We start from the raw sequence: 23,132 nt of genomic DNA, 5'->3' as shown, positions 1-23,132 counted from the left end.
GGGAGGACGGGCGTGCCCGTAGCCGACGCGGCGAAGAGTCAACGGCGCAACGAACTGCGCGAGTTCCTGATGAGCCGGCGGGCCCGGGTCAGCCCCGAGGAGGCCGGACTGCCGGTCGGCGGCGGCCGGCGCCGCACCCCCGGGCTGCGCCGGGAGGAGGTGGCCGTGCTCGCCGGGGTGGGCGCCTCCTGGTACCAGTGGCTGGAGCAGGGGCGGGACATCTCCGTCTCCCCGCAGGTCCTCGACTCGGTGGCCCGGGTGCTGCGGCTGAGCGACGCCGAGCGCCGGCATCTGTACCGGCTGGCCGGGATGAACCCGCCCGCGCCCGAAGTGGCGCCCGGCAGGCGGGACATGTGCGACGGGCTGCGCCGGCTGATCGACACCTGGATGCCGTATCCGGCGCACATCATGGACCGGTACTACAACTGCGTGATGTACAACGACGCCGCCGCGATCGTGCTCGGCATGCGCCCGGACATCACCCAGAACTGCCTGATCGACTTCTTCACGGACCCGCTGTACCGGTCGCGGAGCAGGAGCTGGGAGCAGAACGCGCGGACCGTGGTGGCGCAGTTCCGGGCGGCGTGGGCGGCGCGGCCGGACGACGAGGGGTTCCGGGCGGTGCTCGACGACGTCTCGGAGCGCAGCCCGGAGTTCGTGGCGCTGTGGGCCGAGCGGGACATCGAGGACCACGGCCAGGTGCGCAAGGAGCTGGACCATCCGCTGGCGGGGCTGCTGGTGGTGGAGTCGACGGTGATGCAGGTGCCGGTCCGGCCGGATCTGATGATCGTGCTGCACACCCCGCTGGAGGAGGCGAACACCGCGGCCAAGATGGAGTGGCTGGTCTCGCCGGAGGGCCGGCGGGGGGCGATGTATCCCGTGGCGGGGTGAGGGGGCCGTTTCCCGGGTTCGTATGCTCTGGGCATGAGCGAGAGCAGCGAGCTTGGTCCCGAGGACCGCAAGATCGTCACCCTGGCCCGTTCGGCTCGGGCCCGCAACGGTGTGCCCGAGGGGGCGGCCGTACGAGATGAGACCGGGCGGACCTATGTCGCCGGGTCGGTGGAGCTTTCGTCGCTGAAGCTCAGCGCGCTGCGGACGGCCGTCGCGATGGCGGTGGCGTCGGGGGCGCGGTCGCTGGAGGCGGCGGCCGTGGTGAGCGCGGGGGACGCCGTGGCGCCGGAGGACCTGGCCGCCGTCGCCGATCTCGGGGGCGCGGGGACGCCGGTGCTGCTGGCCGCGCCGGACGGATCGGTGCGGCTCACCCTGCACGCCGGCTGACCCGTTGCGTGGTCCGGTGCCGGGTGGGCGGAGATGCCGCGGAAGTTGACGATTCGTCAGATTCCTGCGGCATCTCCATTGACTTCTCACCCCCGCTCCACATCAATGCCCCCTGTCGGCGCAGAGGAGCCGCTGCGCCCGCGACCCTCAGGAGGGCCCCATGGGTTCGACACCCCCCGGACCGCGAAGCTCGCCACGGTGGCGCTGGAGCGCACTGCTCGGGGCGACCGCGCTCGCGGTCACCGCGGGCGGCGCGCTGGCCTGCCCGGCCACCGCCGCCGGCACCGACGTGGACTTCGCCACCCACTGCATCCCGCCCGCCATCGCCGGCCTGCCGCCGATCGACGGCACCACGACCGCGAACATCTCGGTCGACAACACCAGCCCCAAGGTCGGTGACACCGTCACCGTCACCTACACGGTGGTCAAGGCCGCCGCGTCCAACCCCACCGACCTCGCGCTGCCCGCCGACATCATGACCCCGACCGGCAAGGTCACCCTGGGCGGCGCCCAGAGCGGGGACGTGACCGTGGCCGGGCCGAAGAAGAACCCGCCGGTACCGGGCAAGGCCGCCTTCCCGTCCTTCTCCATGACCGGCACCTTCACCGTCACCAAGGCCGGGAAGATCACCCTCTCGCCCGCCGACTACAACATCCACACCAGCTACATCATGGAGCTGGACACCCCCTGCACGGTCACCAACCCGCCCGCCCCGGCCTCGGAGACGGTCACCGCGACCGACGGCACCCCCGCCAACACCCGGGCCATCACGCTGGGTTCGGCCTCCGGCGACCCCGGTGCCGCCGTCACCGTCAGCGGCACCCACTTCACCCCGGGCGCGACCGTGACCCTCGCCGGGCGGGCCGGGAACACCCAGACCGCGGACACCGCCACCGCGACCGCCAACGGCCAGGGCTCCTTCAGCGGCTCCCTCGTCGTCAAGGACAAGGCGACCACCGGGATCGTGGCCTACGAGGGCAGCGCCTGGAGCGCGGACACCGGCGCCGGACCCGCGGCCTACGCCGTCAACGACAACACGCCCGTCCCGCCCGGCAGCCAGAAGCTGACCACCAGCGTCAGGGCCGGCACGCTGTCCATGTCCCAGGCCGGGGACTCCGTCGCGCTGTCGGCGGTCGACTTCGGCAAGGGCGGGGCCGCCACCGGCAAGCTCCAGACGGTGACCGTCCGGGACTTCCGCGGCGGGCCCGCGGGCTGGTCGCTGACCGGCAGGGTCACCGGCTTCACCGGCCCCGGCGCCACCCTCGACGGGGGCCGGCTGAGCTGGACCCCGGCCTGCGCGACCAAGGCCGGCAGCCCCAGCACCTGCAAGGCCGGGTCGGCGGGGAGCGTGGGCGGTGCCGGAGCCACCCTCGCGTCGACGCCGGACTCCGCGTTCACCGGCGGCGAGTTCACCGTCGACGCCGGACTCTCCCTGGACGTACCGGCGTTCACGCCCCCGGGCGCGTACTCCGGCGTCCTCACCCTCACGCTCGCCTGAGCGTACGGGCGTCCGCACCCGCCCGTTCCCCTTCGCCGTCCTCGACCGTGGGGGTCCGCACCCATGCGCAAGCCGTACGTCCTCCTCCTGGGGCTCCTGCTGGCATGGCTGCCCACCTGGCAGGCCGCCCCCGCCCGCGCCGCCGACAACGGCAGCTGGTCCGTCTACCCGGTCGCCTCGAAGATCGCCGCGCGGCCCTACTTCTATCTCTCCGCCGACCCCGGCCAGACCCTCACCGACCGGGTCGCCGTCCGCAACCGGACCGGCCGGCCGCTCACCTTCCGGCTCTACGCGGCCGACGCCTACAACACCCCCCGGGACGGGGGCTTCGCCGTCCGTGGCCAAGGGGAGCGGATGCGCGGGGTGGGGGCGTGGACGCGGCTTCGCCGGAACCGGCTCACCGTCCCCGGGCACCGGACCGTCACCGTGCCGTTCACCCTGCGGGTCCCCGAGGGCGCCGAGCCCGGCGACCACCCGGGGGCGATCGTCGCCCTGGACGAGAAGGTCGAGCCCGGCAGCGGCTCCCTCGCGCTCGGTGTGCGGCAGGCCGTCGGCGCCCGGGTCTATCTCCGGGTCGGCGGCCCCGCCCTGCCCGCGCTCTTCGTCGGCCGGGTGCACATCAGCCACCACCAGCCGCTGATCCCCGGCCTCGGCACCGGCACGGCGACCGTCTCCTACACCCTGCGCAACACCGGCAACGTCACCCTGAACCCCAGGGTGCGGCTGACCGCGCGCGGGCTGTTCGGCCGTACGCTGCTCGACCGCCCGCTCACCCGGGTGCCGTCCGAACTGCTGCCGGGCCAGCAGGTGCGGCTCACCGAGACCTGGCAGGGCGCGCCGCAGCTCGACCGCACGAGGATCACCCTCACCGCGAGCGCCCGCACCACCCGCGACTCGGCCGCCGCCACCTACCTCGCCCTGCCCTGGCTGCCCGCCACCCTCCTGGCCCTCGCGCTCGCGGTGGCCGGGTTCCTGCTGCTCAGAGCGCGTCGGGACCGCGTTCGCCGGTACGGACCCGGACGACCGTCTCCACGGGGACGGACCACACCTTGCCGTCGCCGATCTTTCCCGTCTGTGCGGCCCTGACGATCGCGTCGATCACCGCGTCGGCGTCCGCGTCCTCCACGACGACCTCGATGCGGACCTTCGGCACCAGGTCCACCCGGTACTCGGCACCCCGGTACACCTCGGTGTGGCCGCGCTGCCGGCCGTAGCCGCTCGCCTCGGTCACGGTCAGGCCGTGCACGCCCAGCTCCTGGAGGGCGGTCTTGACCTCGTCGAGGCGGTACGGCTTGACGATCGCGGTGATGAGCTTCATGCCTGGGTGTCGACCTTCTGGGTGCTGGTGCCGGTGAGGACGGAGTGGGATACCGGGGCGCCGTGGCCCAGGACGCCGTGATCGTATGCCGTCTCGGCGTGCACCGTAAGGTCCAGACCCGTCCGCTCCTCGTCCTCGCCCGCCCGCAGGCCCATCGCCTTGTCGAGCAGCTTGCCCAGGCCGTACGTCACCGCGAAGGCGTACCCGGCCACGACCACCACGGCGACCAGCTGCTTGCCGAGCGGGGCGAGCCCGCCGCCGTAGAAGAGGCCCTCCGCGCCGCCGGTCATCGCCTTCTCCGCGAACAGCCCGATCAGCAGGGTGCCGATGACACCGCCGACCAGGTGGACGCCGACGACGTCCAGGGAGTCGTCGAAGTTCAGCCGGAACTTCCAGCTCACCGCGTAGGAGCAGACCGCACCGGCGGCGAGGCCGACGACGAGGGCGCCGAGCAGGGACACCGTGCCGCAGGACGGGGTGATCGCGACCAGACCGGCCACCGCGCCGGAGGCCGCGCCGAGGGTGGTCGGGTGGCCGTCGCGCTTCTGCTCCACGAAGAGCCAGCCGAGCAGTCCGGTGCAGCCGGCCGCGAGGGTGTTGAGGAAGGCGGCCGCGGCCAGACCGTTCGCCCCGAGCGCGCTGCCCGCGTTGAAGCCGAACCAGCCGAACCAGAGCAGACCGGCGCCGAGGATCACCATGGGCAGGTTGTGCGGACGCATGGCGTCCTTCTTGAAGCCCAGCCGGGGGCCGAGGACCAGGCAGAGCGCGAGACCCGAGGCGCCGGAGGTGATCTCCACGGGCAGACCGCCCGCGAAGTCGAGCGCGCCGAGCTTCGCCAGGATCCAGCCGCCCGGCCCCCACACCCAGTGGGTGACCGGAACGTATACGGCGAGGGTCCACACCGGCACGAAGACCAGCCACGCCGAGAACTTGGTGCGGTCGGCCACCGCGCCGCTGATCAGCGCCGCCGTGATGATCGCGAAGGTCAGCTGGAAGGTCGCGAAGAGCAGGGTGGGGACCGTGCCGTGCGTGCTGCCCGGGGTGAGATGCGCCATGCCGGCGTTGTGCACCCCGCCGATCAGGCCCCCGCCGATGTCGTCGCCGAACGCGAGGGAGTAGCCCACCGCCAGCCAGACCACCGTGACCAGGGCGATCGACACGAAGCTCATCATCAGCATGTTGAGGACGCTCTTCGTACGGACCATGCCGCCGTAGAACAGAGCCAGGCCCGGGGTCATCAGCAGGACGAGGGCGGTCGAGGCGAGCAGCCAGGCGGTGTCGCCGGTGTCGACATGTGCGGCGGCCAGGATCACGGGCGTCTCCAACGGTGTGCGGGCTCGTCAGAGGGTCACCGGTGTGCGTTTCCGGTCGCGTACAGGTGTGTTTCCGTGACGTTTCGTTGCGTACGGGTTTCCGCAACCTCACATGAGAGGGCGCCGGACGGCCGTGGTACAGGGCGGGCTCGTGGATCAGGGAGAATGGGCGGCATGAGCGTTCGTACCCCGTCATCCGAAGAGTCGGCCGAGACCGGCCACCGCGCCGGCTTCGCCTGCTTCGTGGGCCGCCCCAACGCGGGCAAGTCCACCCTCACGAACGCTCTGGTCGGGCAGAAGGTGGCGATCACCGCGAACCAGCCGCAGACCACGCGGCACACGGTACGCGGCATCGTGCACCGGCCCGACGCCCAGCTGATCCTGGTCGACACCCCCGGCCTGCACAAGCCGCGCACGCTGCTCGGCGAGCGGCTGAACGACGTGGTGCGCACGACGTGGGCCGAGGTCGACGTGATCGGCTTCTGCCTCCCGGCGAACGAGAAGATCGGTCCCGGTGACCGCTTCATCGCCAAGGAACTGGCCGGGATCAGGAAGACCCCCAAGGTCGCCATCGTCACCAAGACCGACCTGGTCGACTCCAAGAGCCTGGCCGAACAGCTGATCGCGATCGACCAGCTCGGCAAGGAGCTGGGCTTCGAGTGGGCCCAGATCGTGCCGGTGTCGGCGGTCGCCGACAAGCAGGTGGGCCTGCTGGCCGACCTGATCGTCCCGCTGCTGCCGGAGGGCCCGGCCCTCTACCCCGAGGGCGACCTCACGGACGAACCCGAACAGGTCATGATCGCGGAACTCATCCGCGAGGCGGCCCTGGAGGGCGTCCGGGACGAGTTGCCGCACTCCATCGCGGTGGTCGTGGAGGAGATGCTCCCGCGCGAGGACCGGCCCGCCGACCGGCCCCTCCTGGACATCCACGCCAACGTCTACATCGAGCGGCCCAGCCAGAAGGGCATCATCATCGGCCCCAAGGGCAAGCGGCTGAAGGAGGTCGGCATCAAGTCCCGCAAGCAGATCGAGGCGCTGCTGGGGACGCCGGTCTTCCTGGACCTGCACGTCAAGGTGGCCAAGGACTGGCAGCGCGACCCCAAGCAGCTGCGCCGGCTCGGCTTCTGACCCCGCCCGCCAACACCCTTTCCCCGCCCGCCCGTTGACTTCCGTTACCGGCGGTACGGATGATCCGGGGATGGTGACTGACGCGATCGGTGCGATGCCCCGGTTTCCGGCCGGGTTCCTGTGGGGCGTGTCGACCTCGGCGCAGCAGATCGAGGGCGCCGAGGGGCGGGAGCCGTCCGTGTGGGACGTCTTCGCCGCCGAGCCGGGGCGGGTGAAGGACGGCTCGACCACGGCGGTGGCCTGCGACCACTACCACCGCTACCCGGAGGACGTCGCCCTGCTCGCCGGCCTCGGGGTGGACGCGTACCGCTTCTCGGTCTCCTGGCCGCGCGTGAACTCCCCGGGCGGCCTCGACTTCTACGACCGGCTGGTGGACGAGATCTGCGGGGCCGGGGTACGGCCCGTGCCCACCCTCTTCCACTGGGACCTGCCCGTCGGCCTGGACTGGCTGCGGCGGGACACGGCCGAGCGGTTCGCGGAGTACGCGGCGGTCGTGGCCGAGCGGCTCGGCGACCGCGTCGACCGGTGGACCACGCTGAACGAGCCCGCGGAGCACACCCTGCTCGGGCACGCCCTCGGTGTGCACGCCCCCGGCAGGAAGCTCCTCTTCGACGCCCTGCCCGCCGCCCACCACCAGCTCCTCGCCCACGGCCTCGCCGTACGGGCCCTGCGCGCGGCCGGGGCCACCGAGATCGGCATCACCAACTCGCACGGCCCCACCTGGCCCGCCTCCGACGACCCCGCCGACACCGAGGCGGCCGGCTTCTACGACCTGCTCCTCAACCGGCTCTTCGCCGAGCCGGTCCTGCTCGGCGAGTACCCCGACGGCCTGGGCGAGCTGATGGGCGCGGCCGACCTGGGGGCCGACCTCGCCGTGATCTCCGAGCCGCTCGACTGGTACGGCATCAACTACTACGCGCCGACCAGGGTCGGAGCGCCCGGCGGCGGCGGGAGCGACACCGAGTACGGCGGTGTCGTCCTACCCGCCGAACTCCCCTTCACCGTCCGGGAGATCGAGGGGCGGCCGGTGACCGACTTCGGCTGGCCGGTCGTGCCGGAGGGGCTCACGGAACTGCTCACCGCCTTCCGCGACCGCTACGGCGACCGCCTCCCGCCCGTCGTCATCACCGAGAACGGCTGCTCCTACGACGGCCTCGACGACCAGGACCGCATCGCCTACCTGGACGCCCACATCCGCGCCCTGCACACCGCCCTGGAGGCAGGCGTCGACGTGCGCGGGTACTTCGTGTGGTCGCTGATCGACAACTTCGAGTGGGCCGAGGGGTACGCGCGCCGCTTCGGTCTGGTGCACGTCGACCACACCACCCAGAAGCGCACTCCCAAGGCCTCCTACCACTGGTTCCGGGAGATGCTCCGGCAGCAGAGGTGACCGCGGGCCCCCGGACGCCGTCCCTCAGGCGCCTTCCTTCAGCACCCGGGAGATCAGCTCCCGCTGCTCCTCGGTCAGCAGGGGGTCCGCCGCGTACACCGTGCGGCCGTCCACCGTGATCTCGTAGGAGAAACCGTCCGGGACACCGGCGGGCGGGGCGGCCCGGCCGGACGCGAGGGCGCGTTCGGCCAGGTCCTCCCACTCGTCGGCGTCCGGCCGGGCCGAGGTGTCCACCTCGGCCCGGCGCTCGATGCCCGCGAAACCACCGGTGCGCCGTACTTGGATAAGCATGAGGACTGTCTAGTACGGAACTAGAGCGTCCGCACCCCCACCTGTTCCCACGCCTTCCGTACCGCCTGGAGTTCGTCCCCGGCGCCGTACCGCTCGCGCGCCGCCTTCACCGTGAGCGTGGCGAAGTCGACGAAGAGGGCGTCCTGCTTCAGCTCACCGCCGGTCAGCACGTCGTACCAGATCTGCCCGGCCTTCTCCCAGGAGTGGTCGCCGACAGCGGTGGCGACCAGGTAGAAGGCGTGGTTGGGGATGCCGGAGTTGATGTGCACGCCGCCGTTGTCGCGGCTGGTGTGGACGTAGTCGTCCATCGTCGCCGGCTGCGGGTCCTTGCCGAGGTTGGGGTCGTCGTACGCCGTGCCCGGGGCCTTCATCGAGCGCAGCGCCGTGCCGTGCACCTGCGGGGCGAGCAGGTCCGCGCCGATCAGCCAGTCGGCCTCGGCGGCGGTCTGGCCGAGGGCGTACTGCTTGATCATCGAGCCGAAGACATCGGAGACCGACTCGTTCAGCGCGCCGGACTGGCCGAAGTACTCCAGGTTCGCCGTGTGCTGGGTGACGCCGTGGGTCAGCTCGTGGCCGATGACGTCGACCGGGATGGTGAAGTCGAGGAAGATCTCCCCGTCCCCGTCGCCGAACACCATCTGGTCGCCGTTCCAGAACGCGTTGTCGTAGCCCTGGCCGAAGTGCACGGTGGCGTCCAGCGGCAGGCCCTCGCCGTCGATGGAGTGGCGGCCGTACACCTTCAGATACAGGTCGAAGGTGGCGCCGAGGCCCGCGTAGGCGCGGTCGACGGTGGCGTCGGAGCCGGAGTCGGAGCCCTCCTCGCGGACCTTGGTGCCCGGCAGGTCCTGGGTGTGGCGGGCGTCGTAGATGGTGCGGTGCGGCTGGTCGGCCGGGGCGCCCGCGGCGCGCGCGACGGGGGCCGCGCCGAGCACCGTGGTCAGGCGGCGCTTGGTGCGCTGGTAGGCGTCGTGTTCCAGGGACCGGCGGGCGGGGTCGGAGACTGCCGGGTCCTCGGCCTGTGCGAGCTTGTCGAGGACGTGCGGCGGCACGATCGTGCAGAAGACGGGCGTCAAGCCCCCGTGGGTCGTCATGGCACAGCACTTTCGCACTGTGTGACGCAATAGTCACTACTCGCCACCATGATTGGTGAAGTATCGCGACATTTGACCACCGTCCGTGACGGGCAGTGGTATGCCGCACTTTTTGTCCGCTTTGTGATGCCGGTCCCGCATACTGGAACGCACCCCCATGACCGACACGGCTCGGCTACGCTGCGATGCATCATGCGTTTCGGGCTGCTTCTTCTTAGCTGCCGCGGCGAGGGCCTGTAGTCAGAGGCCGACTCCCTCCCCGCGGAGCTTGGCGTTGCGTCGTCGGCCGTCCACCCGGACATCCTGAGGAGCCCACGCACCATGGCCAACCGCCAGCAGCCCAGCCGCATGCCGATCCACAAGTACGGCCGCTACGAGCAGGTGGACATCCCGGACCGCACCTGGCCGGACCGGCGGATCACCACCGCCCCCCGCTGGCTCTCCACCGACCTGCGTGACGGCAACCAGGCCCTGATCGACCCGATGTCGCCCGAGCGCAAGCGCCGGATGTTCGACCAGCTGGTCAAGATGGGCTACAAGGAGATCGAGGTCGGCTTCCCCGCCTCCGGCCAGACCGACTTCGACTTCGTGCGCTCGATCATCGAGGAAGAGGGCGCGATCCCCGAGGACGTGACCATCTCCGTCCTGACCCAGGCCCGCGAGGACCTGATCGAGCGGACCGTGGAGTCCCTGAAGGGCGCCCGGCGCGCCACCGTCCACCTGTACAACGCCACCGCCCCCGTCTTCCGCCGGGTGGTCTTCCGCGGCTCCAAGGACGACATCAAGCAGATCGCCGTCGACGGCACCCGCCTGGTGATGGAGTACGCCGAGAAGCTGCTGGGGCCCGAGACGGAGTTCGGCTACCAGTACAGCCCGGAGATCTTCACCGACACCGAGCTGGACTTCGCCCTGGAGGTCTGCGAGGCGGTCATGGACGTCTGGCAGCCCGGCCCGGGCCGCGAGATCATCCTCAACCTGCCCGCCACCGTGGAGCGTTCCACCCCGTCGACGCACGCGGACCGGTTCGAGTGGATGCACCGCAACCTCTCCCGCCGTGAGTACGTCTGCCTGTCCGTCCACCCGCACAACGACCGCGGTACGGCGGTGGCGGCGGCCGAGCTGGCGCTGATGGCCGGCGCCGACCGCGTCGAGGGCTGCCTGTTCGGGCAGGGCGAGCGCACCGGCAACGTCGACCTGGTCACCCTGGGCATGAACCTGTTCTCCCAGGGCGTCGACCCGCAGATCGACTTCTCCGACATCGACGAGATCCGTCGTACGTGGGAGTACTGCAACCAGATGGAGGTCCACCCGCGCCACCCGTACGTGGGCGACCTGGTCTACACGTCCTTCTCCGGCTCCCACCAGGACGCCATCAAGAAGGGCTTCGACGCCATGGAGGCCGACGCGAAGGCCAAGGGCGTCACGGTGGACGACATCGAGTGGGCCGTCCCCTACCTGCCCATCGACCCCAAGGACGTCGGCCGCTCCTACGAGGCCGTCATCCGCGTCAACTCGCAGTCCGGCAAGGGCGGTATCTCCTACGTCCTGAAGAACGACCACAAGCTGGACCTGCCGCGCCGGATGCAGATCGAGTTCTCGAAGCTCATCCAGGCGAAGACGGACGCCGAGGGCGGCGAGATCACGCCGAAGGAGATCTGGGCGGTCTTCCAGGACGAGTACCTGCCGAACCCGGAGAACCCCTGGGGCCGTATCCAGGTCCGGACCGGCCAGTCGACCACGGACACCGACGGCGTGGACACGCTGACCGTCGAGGCGACGGTCGACGGCGAGGACACCGTCCTGACCGGTTCCGGCAACGGTCCGATCTCGGCCTTCTTCGACGCGCTGGAGTCCATCGGCATCGACGTACGCCTGCTGGACTACCAGGAGCACACGATGAGCGAGGGCGCCTCCGCGCAGGCCGCCTCCTACATCGAATGCGCGATCGACGGCAAGGTTCTGTGGGGGATCGGCATCGACGCGAACACGACGCGTGCGTCGCTGAAGGCGGTCGTCTCCGCGGTCAACCGCGCGGCCCGCTGACCCGTCTTTGACCAGGGCTTTCCGGGGCTCCGGCCGCCGTACACGGCGGCCGGAGCCCCGCCTGTTATCGGCCACCGGACCCCTCAGGTCACGGCAAGGTCTCGTACGGGGTACTGACTCAGGCTCCGGGATGTGGCTAACATCACGCCAGCGCGGCGATGTTGCCGTGCGGTTACGGAGGTGCGACGTGCTGCCAGTACGGGGACGAGACGGCCGTGCCGCCAGGGCTGTGCGCATCCTGGGCACCCGCACCGCATGGACACCCGTCGGAGACGGCGAGTTCTTCTGCCCGGGCTGCGGAGGCGACCGCAACTACCAGCGGCTCACCGGACGCCGCCGTCTCACCCTGTTCGGGCTGCCGGTGCTGCCGCGCGGCGCGGCCGGGCCGGTCGTGGAGTGCGCGGCCTGCCACGGTCACTACGGCACCGAGGTGCTCGACCACCCCACCACCCGCCGCTTCTCCGGGATGCTCCGGGACGCCGTGCACACGGTCGCCCTGGCCGTGCTCACTGCGGGCGGCACGGGGTCGCGTACGGCCCTGGAGACGGCCGCGGGCATGGTGCGCGCGGCGGGCTTCGCCGACTGCACGGAGGAGCAGCTGGCCGCGCTGGTCGAGGCGGTCGCCGCGGACACCGGGCGGGTGCTGGGGCCGCCGTGCGGGGCGAGCCTGACGATAGAGCTGCACGAGGCGCTGGACCCGCTGGCGCCGCATCTCGCCCCGGCGGGCCGTGAGTCGCTGTTCCTCCAGGGCGCGCGGATCGCCCTCGCGGACGGCCCGTACACCCCGGCGGAGCGGGAGGCGCTGGCGACGGTGGGGGCGGCGCTGATGATCTGCGCGGACGATGTGAGCAGGCTCTTGGCATCGGCGCGGACGCCTTCCTGAGCGGGGGGTGCCTGAGGCCGTGTGGGGCTGCGGGTGTGTTGTGGCCGGTCGCGCAGTTCCCCGCGCCCCTGGGGGTTGCCGCGCTCGTCACCCGGACGGAGGAAGCCTCCTCAGGGGTATGCGGGGAAGCTCTCGGGGTGATGTTTCTCAGCCGGGGGCTTCTTGTCGGGCTGGCGATCGTTTCCTCGCTCGCCGCGCGGCCCGGTGACCATGCCGTGCCCGGGTGTCCGTCCTCCGTGCCGTACACCGCGGGACAGGGCGGGTACGCCGCCTACCGGATTCCCGCCGTCGTGCGGACCCGGCGCGGCACGGTCCTGGCGTTCGCCGAGGGGCGGCGGAACGGGGCGGGGGACACCGGGGACATCGACGTGGTGCTGCGCCGCTCCGGCGACGGCGGCTGTACCTGGGGGCCGCTGACCGTGGTCGCCGCCGGGCGGGGGGACACCCGGGGCAACCCCGCACCGGTGGTCGATCCGCGCACCGGCGCCGTCGTCCTCCTCAGCTGCGGCAACCGCGGGGGAGTGACCGAGGCGCAGATCATGCGGGGGCAGGGCGAGCGCCGGGTGTACGTGCAGCACAGCTGGGACGACGGCCGGCGCTTCACCGCCCCGCGGGACATCACCGCCGAGACCGGCCGGCCCGGCTGGCGCTGGTACGCCACCGGTCCCGGCCACGCCGTCGCCCTCACCCGCGGCCCGCACACCGGCCGGCTGCTGGTCCCCGCCGACCACTCCACCGCACCGCCGCCCGACTCCCCGGACACCGGCCGGGAGCCCCGCTCTTACGGCGGTCACGCCCTCTACAGCGACGACGGCGGCCGTACCTGGCGCATCGGATACACGAGCGACGCCCACGACGGCGTCCGCAACGTCAACGAGACCGCCGCCGCCCAGCTCCCCGACGGCCGCCTCTATCTCAACGCCCGCGACCAGAACGGCACCGCCCCCGGCAACCGGCTCGACAGCTACTCCTCCGACGGCGGCGACACCCTCGACCGGCCCTTCGCCCCCCAGCCGACCCTGGACCGGGTCCCGGTCGTGCAGGGCAGCCTCCTCCAACTCCGCGGCCCGCACGCCCCCTTGCTGTTCTCCGCGCCCTCCGTCCCGACCGCCCGCCGCGCCCCGGCCCTGTGGTCCAGCGCCGACGCCGGCCGCACCTTCGCCCTGCTGCTGCCCCTCTCCGACGGCCCGGCCGGCTACTCCGACCTGGTCCAGCTCGGCCCCGGCACGGTCGGCGTCCTCCAGGAGACCGGGCCCGGCACGGCGATCGAGTTCCGCAGGGTCCAGCTGCCCGCCCCAGAGAGGCCCTGAGCCCTCAGAGCAGGCCCGCCGCGGCCAGGTGCTTGGCCACCCGTTCGACCTCCTCACCGGAGAGCGGCACCTGGGGCTCCGCCGTCGCCGCGCAGTCGATGACGCCCCGCAGATGCAGGGCCGCCTTGAACGCGCCGAGCGCCGAGGAGCTGCCGCCCATCCGGCCCGGGTCGCCCACCGTGACCATGTGGAACAGGGCGCACAGCCGCTCCTGTTCGGCCCGGGCGCCCGCCCAGTCGCCCGCCCGGCACTGCCGGTAGAGACGGACGTAACCGTGCGGGTCGACATTGGCCAGGCCCGGCACCGCACCGTCGGCGCCCATCGCCAGCGCGGCGTCGGTGACCACCTCCGAGCCGGTCAGGACGGCGAAACCGGGGTGGGTGCGGGCGCCGGTGACGAGGTCCCGGAAGGTGCCCAGATCGCCGCTGGAGTCCTTGACCCCGGCCAGCACCCCGTCCCCGGCCAGCCCCAGCAGCAGTTCCGCGGGGAGCTTGGTGTGCACGGAAGACGGGATGTCGTAGGCGATGACCGGGACCGGACTCGCGGCCGCGATCCGGCGGAAGTGGTGGACCAGCTCCGCGCGGTGGGTGCGGGCGAAGAACGGCGCGGTGACGACGACGGCCTCAGCGCCCGCCGCGGTGACCGCCGCCACATGGTCGAGGACGCGCGGGGTCGTCATGTCGATGGCGCCGGCGAGGACCGGCAGCTGGCCGGCGACATGCCCGCACACCGCCTCCACCACCTGCCGGCGCTGCCGGTCGGTCAGAAAGGCCGCCTCCGAGGACGACCCCAGCACGAACAGCGCGTGCACCCCGCCCTCCACCAGATGCCCGACCAGCCGGAGCAGCGAGGCCGTGTCCACCTCGCGCTCCGGGGTCAGCGGGGTGCACACGGGCGGGACGACTCCGGTGAGCGGGGCGGGGAAGGTCATTCACGGCTCCTGGCGGGCTGGGTCGCGGGTCGCACGGTCCTCCCCAGGATGGTGGCAGCGATAGCGGTGTCCGGGGCGTGACGCGGCCGCGAAGTCCGGCATCGTCAGGCTGCGACGCTCCCGATGAACTCCGCCCACGCCGCAGCGCCGATCACCAGCACCGGCCCGTCGCCCACCTTGCTGTCCCGGACGGGGACGATGCCGGGGACTCCGTCGGCGACCTCGACGCAGCTGCCGCCCTCGCCGTTGCTGTAGGAGCTCTTGCGCCAACGGGCGTTGCTCAGGTCGTACTTGTGCATCGTCTGTGATCCTCAGCTGCCGACTCGACCAGGACGAGGGACGCCTCCGGCGGCAGTGCGGCGACCCTGAGCAGATCGTATGCGCGCTGTGCCTGCTTCACCACAGCCGGATCGTCCACCAACGTTCCTGAAAACGACGTCTCTGTATAGGCGACCGGGGGTGCTTCTTCGAAGTCCATGAGCTGAAGCAGCCCGTTCACGGATCCGTGTGCGCCCACCGCATACGGCATCACCGTCACCCACACTGCGCGTTCCCGCATCAGGGTTGCGATGTGGTCCAGTTGCTCCGCCATTGTCTGCGGGCCACCCACCGGGATACGCAAGGTGTTCTCGTGAAGGATCACCCAATACTCGGGCCTTGTAGCGTCCTTGAGGATGCTCGATCGCTCCAGGCGAGCCGCCACGATGTCCTCGACATACTCGTTCGTGACGAACGGGTTGGCCGCGAGCGTGACCGCCTGCGCGTATGCCTTCGTCTGCAACAGGCCCGGCACCACGGTCGGCGCGAACTCGCAGATCCGTGTCGCCAGCCGCTCCAGCTCCACGACCTCCGCGAAGTACTCCGCATACCGCCTGTCATCGATGAGCTTCCTGCACAGCCGCTCGAAAATACCGTCGGTTTGTAGGATCTCGTCGATCCGTTTGGCGATATCCAGCTGAGGCTTTCGAATGGCTTGCTCGAACTGTCCGATGTAAGCACCGGAAACGAAGACCCGGGCCCCCAGCTCCACCTGGGTGATACCCGCATCCTCCCGCCGCCTCTTCAGCTCCGCGCCGAAGAACTCCCACGCCGCCTGCCGTGAACCGTTGGCCATGGCCAACCCCCTTGATCTGCCGTGCACTTGTAGGGCGCAGACACCTGCCGAGTGTAGGGGCGGAGCGTCACTCTGGATGTGCGAAGAGTGGAACCCGGAAAAGGAGGGGCACGCCATGGCCGGAATCGAAGAGGCCGAGGAGGCCTTGAGGGAATTGCGGTCGGCCCTGGAAAAGGCCGGAATCATGTTGCCGTCGCTCGGGCTGGACCCGGTGTCCCTTGCCCGGGAGGTGCCCCGGCCGCTCGTGGAATTGGGGCGCTGTTCTCTGGAGACCGCGCGCCGGCTTACGGCAGCCGTGGGCGGGGGTGTTTCGGAGTGAAGCCCGTCATCGGCAGCCATGTCGTGGACGGCCGTACCGGACGCGTCGGCATCGTGATGGGGCACGTGGGGCCGTACATCCAGCTCAGAGCCTATGGGGGAGGGCGTGAATGGGACGCCGACCCCCAGCTCGTGCGGCCCGCCACCCCCGCCGAGCGGCTCAGCGCGGCGACGGCCTACGCCAACGCCCGCAGCCGGGGGGAGGTGCCCTAGAGGGCCGGGCCGCACTGTGAGCAGCGACTCATCGACCGGTCGGACCCCGCCTGAACTGCGGCCATTCATCATCCGCATCAATCTTGCGGACCCGGTATTGGTGTAGGGAGCACGTACCTGCCTGTACTGACCCGGCACGACACGCACCGGAACGGGGATGACGGGAATGTACGACGACCCGAGGGGGCGGCCCGCGCACGGCGGCCGCGTCCTGCTGCTCGCGCTCGGCGCCTTCGCGCTGGGACTCGACGCCTATGTGATGGCCGGCCTGCTGCCCCGGGTCGCGGACGACCTGGGCGTCTCCGAGGCCTCGGCCGGCCAGATGGTGACAGTGTTCACCCTCTGCTACGCCCTCGCGGCGCCCGTCTTCGCCGCCGCGCTGGCCGGGCGCCCGGCGAAGATCGTCCTCGCCTGTGCCCTGGTCGTGTTCACCGCGGGCAACGCGCTCACCGCCCTCGCCCCCGCCCTGCCGGTGCTGCTGCTGGCCCGGGCGCTGGCCGGTATCGGCGCCGGGCTGTACTCGCCGATGGCCGCCGCCACGGCCGCCGGACTGGTCGGCGAGGAACGCCGGGGGCGCAGCCTCGCCCTGGTGATGGGCGGCATGAGCATCGGCACGATGGTCGGCGTCCCGCTGGGCGTCCTGATCGCCGAGCACGTCGGCTGGCGCGGCACGCTCTGGCTGATCACCGCCCTCGGCGCGGTCGCCCTGGCCGGCATCACCCTGCTGCCCGAGGAACAGCACTTCACGTGGGCCGCCGACCGCCTCGGAGTGTCGCAGCCCACCCTCAGCCGACAGATCCGGCGTCTGGAGGAGGTGCTGGGCCGGTCGTTGCTGGACCGCAGCACCCGGCACCCGCGGCTCACCCTGGAGGGCCGCCGCTTACAGGCCGAGCTGCGCACCCTGCTGCCGCGGCTGGAGGCCGCCCTGCAACCCCCCGAGCCGCAGCCCGCGTTCCGCCTCGGCTACGCCTGGGGCTTCCCCATGAAGCTCGGCCGGCAGGCCATCGAGCACATGGAGGAGCGGCACCAGGTGCTCGTGCAGCCGGTCCGTGTCGACGACCGGACGGCGGGGCTGCGGGACGCCGCCGTCGACGCGGCGCTGCTGTGGGGCCCGGTCGACGACCCCCGGCTGACCTCCGTGGAACTCCTGCGCGAACCCCGGGTCGCCGCCGTCTCCCGGCGCTCCACCCTGGCCGTGCAGTCCACGGTGACCTGGCGGGACCTGGGCCGGCGGTGCCTGGTCGTCAACACCCTCAGCGGCACGCTCACACCCGAGGACTGGCCGCGCAGCAACACCCCGGAGATCGGCGCGGAGACCACCAACATCGAGGAGTACATGCACGCCGTCGCCGCCCGCCGCGGCGTCGGGGTGCTGCCCGAGTCGGTGGCCGCCCAGCACCCCGACCCGGACATCCTCTACCTGCCGCTGACCGGGGCCCCGCCGGCCGCCCTCCGCTACGTCCGCCCGCGCACCAACCCGCACCCGCACGCCGCAACGCTGGAGGACGCCCTCCTCGCCCGGACCGCGACGCGCCCCCGGGCACAGCAGGCCAGGGCCGGGAAAGCCGCCGCCTGACCCACGTGCCGGTGGAGTCATCCGGCCCGGACCCCCGTGCGGAGGAAGCCGTCCGGGGTGAAGGCGTGGGCGTCGGGCCCGGGGGAGCGGTAGTAGCCGCGTGCGGTGTGCGGGCCCCGGACGAGGAGTTCGCCCGCGTCGACGCGGATCTCGTCGGCCGGGCAGACCGGGCGGCCGTCGGCGAGGAGCGCCCCCTCCGCCAGGCCGTACACCTGCTGGACGCGGCAGCCGAGGGCGGGCTCGAGCCGCGCGGCCAGGTCGGGGGCCGGCGCGCTGCCGACCAGCTGGACGGTGCGCAGCGACCCGAGGTCCGCCGGAGTGCCGGGCAGGGCGTCCAGCCAGCGGGCGGCGAGGCCGGGGGTGAGCGAGGTGACCGTCACCTGTTCCCGTTCGATCGCCTCGAAGGCCGTGTCCGGCGCCGGGTCGTCGAGGAGGACCACCGTGCCGCCCGCCGCGAGCGTGCCGAGGATGCCGGGGCCGCCGAGGGTGACGGGGGAGTCGGCGGGCAGCGCCGCCAGGTACACGTCTTCCGGGGTGAGCGGCAGTGCCCCGGCCGCGGCCCGGAGCTGGCAGGCGTAGTCGTCGTGGGTGCGGGGGACCAGCCGCGGCGGTGCCCCCGGGTCGGGTGCCGCCGTGTCGCCGGACGCGAGGAGGAACGCCACGTCGGAGGCGTCCAGGGCGCGGTCGGCCAGCGGGGCCTCGTCCAGGGTGTGCAGCGGGAAGCTGAGGGTCCCGCCCGGCAGCATCGAGAAGCCGCCCGCCCGCTCGCCCGGCGGGGCCAGGGTGAGGATCCGGCGCAGCGAGGTCGAGCGGGCGGCGATCCGGGCGGCCGCCGCCGCGTGGTCGAAGCCGCGGTGCACGGTCGGGCCGATATAGCCGACGGCCTCGGTGGCGGCCACCAGGTGCGCGGTCTCCGCCTCCCGGTGGCTCGTGGGGGAGAGCACGGGGACCGCCCCGGCCCGCATCAGCGCGAACAGCACGACGACGAACTCGGCCGTGTTCGGCAGTTGCACCACGACCCGCTTGCCCGGCTCGATGCCGCGCATCCGCAGACCGGCGGCCGTCCGGCTCACCCGGCGGTCCAGCTGGAAATACGTCAGCCGGGCCGTGCCGTGCACCAGCGCGGTGCGGGTGCCGTGCTCACGCGCCCAGTCGTGCAGCAGCCCGGGCAGCGGACGGCCCTGCCAGTGGCCGGCCCGGCGATAGGCCGGCGCGGTGTCCTCGGGCCAGGGAGTGAAGCCGTCGAGCGGCATGGGCGGCACCTTCCTTCCGGAGCGTTCTTGCCCTGTCGTCGTCGCGCCGCCTTCAACATATTGTTCAACGGCAGAGGCAGGGGAGCGCTTGGGCGAGAATGGTGTCCATGAGTCTGTTCCGCGACGACGGCATCGTGCTGCGCACCCAGAAGCTGGGTGAGGCGGACCGGATCATCACCCTGCTCACCCGCGGTCACGGCCGGGTACGCGCCGTCGCCCGGGGCGTGCGCCGGACCAAGTCCAAGTTCGGCGCCCGGCTGGAGCCCTTCTCCCACGTGGACGTGCAGTTCTTCGCCCGCGGGAGCGAGCTGGTCGGGCGCGGTCTGCCGCTGTGCACGCAGAGCGAGACCATCGCGCCGTACGGCGGCGGGATCGTCACCGACTACGCCCGGTACACCGCCGGGACGGCCATGCTGGAGACCGCCGAGCGGTTCACGGACCACGAGGGCGAGCCGGCGGTCCAGCAGTACCTGCTGCTCGTCGGGGCGCTGCGGACCCTGGCGCGGGGCGAGCACGCACCGCATCTCGTCCTCGACGCCTTCCTGCTGCGCTCCCTCGCCGTCAACGGCTACGCCCCGAGCTTCGGCGACTGCGCGAAGTGCGGGATGCCCGGCCCCAACCGGTTCTTCTCGGTGGCCTCCGGCGGCTCCGTCTGCGCCGACTGCCGGGTGCCCGGAAGCGTCGTACCGTCCCCGCAGACCCTGGTTCTGCTGGGCGCGCTGCTTACGGGAGACTGGGAGACGGCCGACGCCTGCGAGGCGCGGTACGTCCGGGAGGGCAGCGGGCTGGTGTCCGCCTACCTGCACTGGCATCTGGAGCGCGGACTGCGTTCGCTCAGGTACGTCGAGAAGTAACACCCACGAAGAGAGACGAGAGGCACATGGTCGTACGCGGGATCCTGGGGCGCCAGCGGCGCGAGCACAAGGCGCCGGAGCCGCACCCGTCGGGTGCCCGTGCGCCGAGGCTCCCGGGTGAGCTGGTCCCGAACCACGTCGCCATCGTCATGGACGGCAACGGACGCTGGGCCAAGGACCGCGGGCTGCCGCGCACCGAGGGACACAAGGTCGGCGCCGAGCGGGTGCTGGACGTGCTCCAGGGCTCGATCGAGATCGGCGTCCGCAACATCTCCCTGTACGCCTTCTCCACCGAGAACTGGAAGCGCTCGCCCGACGAGGTCCGCTTCCTGATGAACTTCAACCGCGACTTCATCCGCAAGACCCGGGACCAGCTCGACGAACTCGGCATCCGGGTGCGCTGGGTGGGCCGGATGCCCAAGCTGTGGAAGTCCGTCGCCAAGGAACTCCAGGTCGCCCAGGAGCAGACGAAGGGCAACGACCTGCTCACGCTGTACTTCTGCATGAACTACGGCGGACGCGCCGAGATCGCCGACGCGGCCAAGGCGCTGGCCGAGGACGTGGCGGCGGGGCGGCTCGACCCGGCCAAGGTGAACGAGAAGACGCTCCAGAAGTACATGTACTACCCGGACATGCCGGACGTCGACCTGTTCCTGCGCCCCAGCGGCGAGATGCGCACCTCCAACTACCTGCTCTGGCAGAGCGCGTACGCCGAGATGGTCTTCCAGGACGTGCTGTGGCCCGACTTCGACCGCCGCCACCTGTGGCGCGCCTGCGTCGAGTTCGCCTCCCGCGACCGGCGGTTCGGCGGCGCCATCCCCAACGAGGAACTGCTGGCCATGGAGGGCAAGCCGGCCACCTGACCGCCACCGGCGGTTCACCGGGGCTGCCGAGGATACGGGCCATGAGACGTCTCACCCCGCTGCTCGCCCTCGGCGCCCTGCTCCTGGCCGCGCTGCCCGCGCACGCCGCCGACGGCCCGGCGCACCGCGAGAGTTACGGCACCAAGGCCCCGTACGCCGGCGGGCAGGACCCGCAGCGCTACCAGCAGCCGCCGGCCGGCTACACCGCCGTCCTCACCGAGAACGTCTCCCGGCACGGCTCCCGCGCGGCCACCGCCGGCACGGACGGCGACCTGGTCCTCGCCCTGTGGGACAAGGCCCGGGCCGCCGGCCGACTCACCCACAAGGGCGAGGAGTTCGGGCCCCGGGTGCAAGCCCTGGAGGCCGCCATGGCCCGGGTCGGCTACGGCAACCTCAGCGGGCGTGGCAAGCAGGAACTGACGGACACGGCGGTCAGGCTGGCACACCGGCTGCCGTCGCTGTTCGCGAAGATCGCCGACGACGGGGAGAAGATCGACGTCGTCAGCTCCGGGCAGGGCCGCGCCGTCGACAGCGGCACCGTCTTCGCCGGGGCCCTCGCCGACACCGATCCGGCCCTCGCGCCGTTGATCGGACCGGCCCGGACGGACAAGGACCTGCTCTACTTCCACAAGGCGGCCGGCGGCGCCGCCTACCGCGACTACCTCGCGAACGACCGGCGCCTGAAGGACACCCTCGCGGGCATCACCGGACAGCCCGCCACGCTCGACCACGCCCGCAGCGTGCTGCGCCGGCTGTTCACCGACCCGTTCGTCGCCCAGATCCCCGACCCCGTCGGCGCCGCCGAGGCCGTCTACAACCTGTACGCCATCGCGCCCGCGATGAGCGAGGAGAGCCCCGACGGCAGGGGCTGGGGCATGGAGCGGTACATCTCCCGGTCGGACGCCGCCTGGTTCGGCTACCTCTCCGACGCCGAGGACTTCTACGAGAAGGGGCCCGGCTTCGCCGACAGCGACATCACCTACCGGATGGCGGACGTCCTGCTGGACGACTTCTTCCGGCAGGTGGAGGCCAAGCGGGACGGCACCAGCGACCTCGGCGCCGAGCTGCGCTTCACCCACGCCGAGGAGATCATCCCGCTGGCCGCGCTGATGGGCCTGCCGGGCAGCACCCGGCCGGCGACGCCGGGCGAGCCGTACACGTACGCCGGCAACCCCTGGCGGGGCGCCGCGGTCTCCCCGCTCGGTGCGAACATCCAGTGGGACGTCTACGAGAAGGACGGCCGCTACCTCGTCCGCATGCTCTACAACGAGCGCGAGACACCCTTCAGGTCGGGCTGCCGCCCGATCGCCGAGGGCAGCACGTTCTACGACCTGGACGAGCTGGAACGCTGCTTCGGACGCGGCTGATCAACGGCCGCGGGACGCATGTACGATCCCGCCTCGTGACGACGGACATGGGGCGGGAGGCCGTCCGGGAGACGGTCGAGCTGGCGTTTCGGCCGGAGCCGCGCGACTTCGTGTCGGCGCTGCGGGCGCGGCGGAAGATCAGCAGGTCGAGCCGGCTGGCGACGGGGGTGCTGGGCCTGATGTTCCTCGCCTTCGCACTGACCGCCGCGGCGGAGCTGGCCGGCGGGCGGGTGGATCTCTTCCCCGTCCTGATGATGATCTACTGCGGCGTCGGGCTCGCCGTGACACCGGTGCTCCAGGCGCGGCGGCTGGCCCGGGTGGCCGAGGTGAGCGGGGCGTGCCGGGTGACCGTGAACGAGGAGGGGGTGACGGTGCGCGCGGAGCATGTGACGGTGGTGCAGGAGTGGGGGGCGCGGCCGGTGTACCGGGAGACGGTGGACTCCTTCGCACTGTTCAGCGGGGACCGGAACGCGCGGTGCATGACGCTGCTGCCGAAGCGGGCGCTGACCGATCCGGCGGACGCGGACCGCCTGAGGTCTCTCCTGGACCGGCACATCAGGCGAGTCTGAGCGGGGAGCTGCCCCTTCAGGGGCGCGGGGAACTGCGCGAGCAACCCCCACGGAGCCGCGCCCGGCGATGGAGCGTGACCCACCCCCGCTCAGCCGGAGGCGCACTCCGCGCAGGTGCCGAAGATCTCCACCGTGTGCGCCACGTTCACATAACCGTGCTCCGCGGCGATCGCCTCCGCCCACTTCTCGACCGCCGGGCCCTCCACCTCCACCGCCTTGCCGCAGGCGCGGCAGACCAGGTGGTGGTGGTGTTCACCGGTGGAGCAGCGGCGGTACACCGACTCGCCGTCGGAGGTGCGCAGAACATCCACCTCACCGGCCTCGGCGAGGGACTGGAGCGTGCGGTAGACGGTGGTGAGTCCGACCGAGTCGCCCTTGTGCTTGAGCATGTCGTGGAGTTCCTGCGCACTGCGGAACTCGTCGACCTCGTCCAGCGCCGCCGCCACGGCTGCCCGCTGCCGGGTCGCGCGGCCCTTCACGGGCGGTCCAGCGGTCGTCACCGGTTGCCTCCTCAGTCTCGCTGTCTGCCCG

The 23,132-nt window shown here is 72.0% G+C and carries 25 protein-coding genes; 16 read left to right on the top strand and 9 right to left on the bottom strand.

Translation table 11 applies throughout. The features are described 5' to 3' along the window. Positions 1-69 precede the first annotated feature (69 nt). The 4 genes from ACWCV9_RS18960 to ACWCV9_RS18945 all read left to right on the top strand — a co-directional run bounded on the left by ACWCV9_RS18960 (position 70) and on the right by ACWCV9_RS18945 (position 3,862). The gene (locus ACWCV9_RS18960; protein WP_450788077.1) at positions 70-891 is read left to right on the top strand and encodes a helix-turn-helix transcriptional regulator; all 822 of its coding nucleotides are present in this window, start codon (positions 70-72) and stop codon (positions 889-891) included. A 33-nt stretch (positions 892-924) separates the two neighbouring features. After that, positions 925-1,278 (top strand): cytidine deaminase, encoded by a 354-nt coding sequence (locus ACWCV9_RS18955; RefSeq protein ID WP_385844652.1) that lies wholly within the window; start codon positions 925-927, stop codon positions 1,276-1,278. A gap of 160 nt (positions 1,279-1,438) precedes the next feature. Further along, positions 1,439-2,776 carry a beta-xylosidase gene (locus ACWCV9_RS18950; RefSeq protein WP_450788003.1) on the top strand — a complete coding sequence of 446 codons (1,338 nt, stop codon included), beginning with the start codon at positions 1,439-1,441 and terminating at the stop codon, positions 2,774-2,776. A 63-nt stretch (positions 2,777-2,839) separates the two neighbouring features. Next, positions 2,840-3,862 (top strand): DUF916 domain-containing protein, encoded by a 1,023-nt coding sequence (locus ACWCV9_RS18945; protein WP_450788002.1) that lies wholly within the window; start codon positions 2,840-2,842, stop codon positions 3,860-3,862. On the opposite strand, the gene ACWCV9_RS18940 is transcribed toward ACWCV9_RS18945, so the two are convergent. Continuing rightward, positions 3,756-4,094: a P-II family nitrogen regulator gene (locus tag ACWCV9_RS18940; RefSeq protein ID WP_385844655.1), complete on the bottom strand. Its 339-nt coding sequence runs from the start codon at positions 4,092-4,094 to the stop codon at positions 3,756-3,758. The genes ACWCV9_RS18945 and ACWCV9_RS18940 overlap by 107 nt on opposite strands. Continuing rightward, on the bottom strand, positions 4,091-5,407 hold the full coding sequence (locus ACWCV9_RS18935; RefSeq protein ID WP_450788001.1) for an ammonium transporter: 1,317 nt from the start codon (positions 5,405-5,407) through the stop codon (positions 4,091-4,093). Before ACWCV9_RS18935 ends, ACWCV9_RS18940 begins: the two co-directional genes overlap by 4 nt. 174 nt (positions 5,408-5,581) lie before the next feature. Between ACWCV9_RS18935 and era the strand changes: the two genes are divergently transcribed. Both era and ACWCV9_RS18925 read left to right on the top strand, forming a co-directional pair. Next, on the top strand, positions 5,582-6,535 hold the full coding sequence (era, locus tag ACWCV9_RS18930) for a GTPase Era (protein ID WP_450788000.1): 954 nt from the start codon (positions 5,582-5,584) through the stop codon (positions 6,533-6,535). Positions 6,536-6,605: 70 nt separating this feature from the next. Further along, on the top strand, positions 6,606-7,925 hold the full coding sequence (locus tag ACWCV9_RS18925) for a GH1 family beta-glucosidase (RefSeq protein WP_450787998.1): 1,320 nt from the start codon (positions 6,606-6,608) through the stop codon (positions 7,923-7,925). Positions 7,926-7,949: 24 nt separating this feature from the next. Here the strand turns inward: ACWCV9_RS18925 and ACWCV9_RS18920 are convergent, their stop codons facing one another. Further along, entirely contained in the window at positions 7,950-8,216 is a 267-nt protein-coding gene (locus ACWCV9_RS18920) for a protealysin inhibitor emfourin (protein WP_450787996.1), read from the bottom strand. Between the two features lie 20 nt (positions 8,217-8,236). After that, positions 8,237-9,307 (bottom strand): M4 family metallopeptidase, encoded by a 1,071-nt coding sequence (locus ACWCV9_RS18915; RefSeq protein ID WP_450787994.1) that lies wholly within the window; start codon positions 9,305-9,307, stop codon positions 8,237-8,239. A 321-nt stretch (positions 9,308-9,628) separates the two neighbouring features. Between ACWCV9_RS18915 and leuA the strand changes: the two genes are divergently transcribed. From leuA to ACWCV9_RS18900, 3 genes are all read left to right on the top strand, one after another. After that, the gene (gene leuA / locus ACWCV9_RS18910) at positions 9,629-11,350 is read left to right on the top strand and encodes a 2-isopropylmalate synthase (protein WP_450787992.1); all 1,722 of its coding nucleotides are present in this window, start codon (positions 9,629-9,631) and stop codon (positions 11,348-11,350) included. Positions 11,351-11,537: 187 nt separating this feature from the next. Beyond that, on the top strand, positions 11,538-12,233 hold the full coding sequence (locus tag ACWCV9_RS18905) for a TerB family tellurite resistance protein (RefSeq protein WP_450787990.1): 696 nt from the start codon (positions 11,538-11,540) through the stop codon (positions 12,231-12,233). Positions 12,234-12,373: 140 nt separating this feature from the next. After that, on the top strand, positions 12,374-13,543 hold the full coding sequence (locus tag ACWCV9_RS18900) for a sialidase family protein (RefSeq protein ID WP_450788076.1): 1,170 nt from the start codon (positions 12,374-12,376) through the stop codon (positions 13,541-13,543). A gap of 4 nt (positions 13,544-13,547) precedes the next feature. On the opposite strand, the gene ACWCV9_RS18895 is transcribed toward ACWCV9_RS18900, so the two are convergent. From ACWCV9_RS18895 to ACWCV9_RS18885, 3 genes are all read right to left on the bottom strand, one after another. Further along, the gene (locus tag ACWCV9_RS18895) at positions 13,548-14,474 is read right to left on the bottom strand and encodes a dihydrodipicolinate synthase family protein (protein ID WP_385844665.1); all 927 of its coding nucleotides are present in this window, start codon (positions 14,472-14,474) and stop codon (positions 13,548-13,550) included. Between the two features lie 104 nt (positions 14,475-14,578). Next, positions 14,579-14,773, bottom strand: a complete 195-nt coding sequence (locus tag ACWCV9_RS18890; protein WP_450787988.1) for a DUF397 domain-containing protein — start codon at positions 14,771-14,773, stop codon at positions 14,579-14,581. Next, the gene (locus ACWCV9_RS18885) at positions 14,755-15,588 is read right to left on the bottom strand and encodes a helix-turn-helix domain-containing protein (protein WP_450787986.1); all 834 of its coding nucleotides are present in this window, start codon (positions 15,586-15,588) and stop codon (positions 14,755-14,757) included. Before ACWCV9_RS18885 ends, ACWCV9_RS18890 begins: the two co-directional genes overlap by 19 nt. Positions 15,589-15,703: 115 nt before the next feature. Here ACWCV9_RS18885 and ACWCV9_RS18880 point away from each other — a divergent pair, with 115 nt between their 5' ends. The 3 genes from ACWCV9_RS18880 (at position 15,704) to ACWCV9_RS18870 (ending at position 17,695) form a co-directional block, all read left to right on the top strand. Beyond that, on the top strand, positions 15,704-15,907 hold the full coding sequence (locus tag ACWCV9_RS18880; RefSeq protein ID WP_450787985.1) for a hypothetical protein: 204 nt from the start codon (positions 15,704-15,706) through the stop codon (positions 15,905-15,907). Continuing rightward, positions 15,904-16,119 (top strand): hypothetical protein, encoded by a 216-nt coding sequence (locus tag ACWCV9_RS18875; RefSeq protein WP_450787983.1) that lies wholly within the window; start codon positions 15,904-15,906, stop codon positions 16,117-16,119. Before ACWCV9_RS18880 ends, ACWCV9_RS18875 begins: the two co-directional genes overlap by 4 nt. Positions 16,120-16,276: 157 nt before the next feature. Further along, positions 16,277-17,695, top strand: coding sequence for an MFS transporter (locus ACWCV9_RS18870; protein WP_450787982.1), 1,419 nt, complete (start codon positions 16,277-16,279; stop codon positions 17,693-17,695). 17 nt (positions 17,696-17,712) lie between these two features. On the opposite strand, the gene ACWCV9_RS18865 is transcribed toward ACWCV9_RS18870, so the two are convergent. Then, entirely contained in the window at positions 17,713-18,948 is a 1,236-nt protein-coding gene (locus tag ACWCV9_RS18865; protein ID WP_450787981.1) for an AMP-binding protein, read from the bottom strand. Positions 18,949-19,055: 107 nt separating this feature from the next. Between ACWCV9_RS18865 and recO the strand changes: the two genes are divergently transcribed. From recO to ACWCV9_RS18845, 4 genes are read left to right on the top strand one after another with little or no spacing between them, the layout of a single operon-like run. Beyond that, positions 19,056-19,802 (top strand): DNA repair protein RecO, encoded by a 747-nt coding sequence (recO, locus tag ACWCV9_RS18860; RefSeq protein WP_132783564.1) that lies wholly within the window; start codon positions 19,056-19,058, stop codon positions 19,800-19,802. 26 nt (positions 19,803-19,828) lie between these two features. Next, positions 19,829-20,665 carry an isoprenyl transferase gene (locus ACWCV9_RS18855; RefSeq protein WP_450787979.1) on the top strand — a complete coding sequence of 279 codons (837 nt, stop codon included), beginning with the start codon at positions 19,829-19,831 and terminating at the stop codon, positions 20,663-20,665. Between the two features lie 41 nt (positions 20,666-20,706). Further along, positions 20,707-22,032, top strand: a complete 1,326-nt coding sequence (locus tag ACWCV9_RS18850; RefSeq protein WP_450787977.1) for a histidine-type phosphatase — start codon at positions 20,707-20,709, stop codon at positions 22,030-22,032. Positions 22,033-22,067: 35 nt separating this feature from the next. Continuing rightward, positions 22,068-22,601, top strand: coding sequence for a hypothetical protein (locus tag ACWCV9_RS18845; protein ID WP_450787975.1), 534 nt, complete (start codon positions 22,068-22,070; stop codon positions 22,599-22,601). An 89-nt stretch (positions 22,602-22,690) separates the two neighbouring features. Here the strand turns inward: ACWCV9_RS18845 and ACWCV9_RS18840 are convergent, their stop codons facing one another. Then, positions 22,691-23,101, bottom strand: a complete 411-nt coding sequence (locus ACWCV9_RS18840) for a Fur family transcriptional regulator (RefSeq protein ID WP_450787974.1) — start codon at positions 23,099-23,101, stop codon at positions 22,691-22,693. Positions 23,102-23,132: the final 31 nt, after the last annotated feature.

Source organism: Streptomyces sp. NPDC001606, from assembly GCF_053596835.1.
Note: the sequence above shows the minus strand (reverse complement) of the source record. Positions and strands in the feature narration are given on the sequence as shown.

Bases quoted from the DNA above. Each gene is read 5' to 3' on its own strand.
- ACWCV9_RS18925 (WP_450787998.1), top strand. From the start codon at position 6,606: ATGGTGACTGACGCGATCGGTGCGATGCCCCGGTTTCCGGCCGGGTTC.
- ACWCV9_RS18885 (WP_450787986.1), bottom strand. From the start codon at position 15,588: ATGGCCAACGGTTCACGGCAGGCGGCGTGGGAGTTCTTCGGCGCGGAG.
- ACWCV9_RS18940 (WP_385844655.1), bottom strand. From the start codon at position 4,094: ATGAAGCTCATCACCGCGATCGTCAAGCCGTACCGCCTCGACGAGGTC.
- recO (WP_132783564.1), top strand. From the start codon at position 19,056: ATGAGTCTGTTCCGCGACGACGGCATCGTGCTGCGCACCCAGAAGCTG.
- ACWCV9_RS18880 (WP_450787985.1), top strand. From the start codon at position 15,704: ATGGCCGGAATCGAAGAGGCCGAGGAGGCCTTGAGGGAATTGCGGTCG.
- ACWCV9_RS18895 (WP_385844665.1), bottom strand. From the start codon at position 14,474: ATGACCTTCCCCGCCCCGCTCACCGGAGTCGTCCCGCCCGTGTGCACC.
- ACWCV9_RS18855 (WP_450787979.1), top strand. From the start codon at position 19,829: ATGGTCGTACGCGGGATCCTGGGGCGCCAGCGGCGCGAGCACAAGGCG.
- ACWCV9_RS18915 (WP_450787994.1), bottom strand. From the start codon at position 9,307: ATGACGACCCACGGGGGCTTGACGCCCGTCTTCTGCACGATCGTGCCG.
- ACWCV9_RS18920 (WP_450787996.1), bottom strand. From the start codon at position 8,216: ATGCTTATCCAAGTACGGCGCACCGGTGGTTTCGCGGGCATCGAGCGC.
- era (WP_450788000.1), top strand. From the start codon at position 5,582: ATGAGCGTTCGTACCCCGTCATCCGAAGAGTCGGCCGAGACCGGCCAC.
- ACWCV9_RS18870 (WP_450787982.1), top strand. From the start codon at position 16,277: ATGACGGGAATGTACGACGACCCGAGGGGGCGGCCCGCGCACGGCGGC.
- ACWCV9_RS18945 (WP_450788002.1), top strand. From the start codon at position 2,840: ATGCGCAAGCCGTACGTCCTCCTCCTGGGGCTCCTGCTGGCATGGCTG.
- ACWCV9_RS18865 (WP_450787981.1), bottom strand. From the start codon at position 18,948: ATGCCGCTCGACGGCTTCACTCCCTGGCCCGAGGACACCGCGCCGGCC.
- ACWCV9_RS18955 (WP_385844652.1), top strand. From the start codon at position 925: ATGAGCGAGAGCAGCGAGCTTGGTCCCGAGGACCGCAAGATCGTCACC.
- ACWCV9_RS18950 (WP_450788003.1), top strand. From the start codon at position 1,439: ATGGGTTCGACACCCCCCGGACCGCGAAGCTCGCCACGGTGGCGCTGG.
- ACWCV9_RS18900 (WP_450788076.1), top strand. From the start codon at position 12,374: ATGTTTCTCAGCCGGGGGCTTCTTGTCGGGCTGGCGATCGTTTCCTCG.
- ACWCV9_RS18960 (WP_450788077.1), top strand. From the start codon at position 70: ATGAGCCGGCGGGCCCGGGTCAGCCCCGAGGAGGCCGGACTGCCGGTC.
- ACWCV9_RS18890 (WP_450787988.1), bottom strand. From the start codon at position 14,773: ATGCACAAGTACGACCTGAGCAACGCCCGTTGGCGCAAGAGCTCCTAC.
- ACWCV9_RS18850 (WP_450787977.1), top strand. From the start codon at position 20,707: ATGAGACGTCTCACCCCGCTGCTCGCCCTCGGCGCCCTGCTCCTGGCC.
- leuA (WP_450787992.1), top strand. From the start codon at position 9,629: ATGGCCAACCGCCAGCAGCCCAGCCGCATGCCGATCCACAAGTACGGC.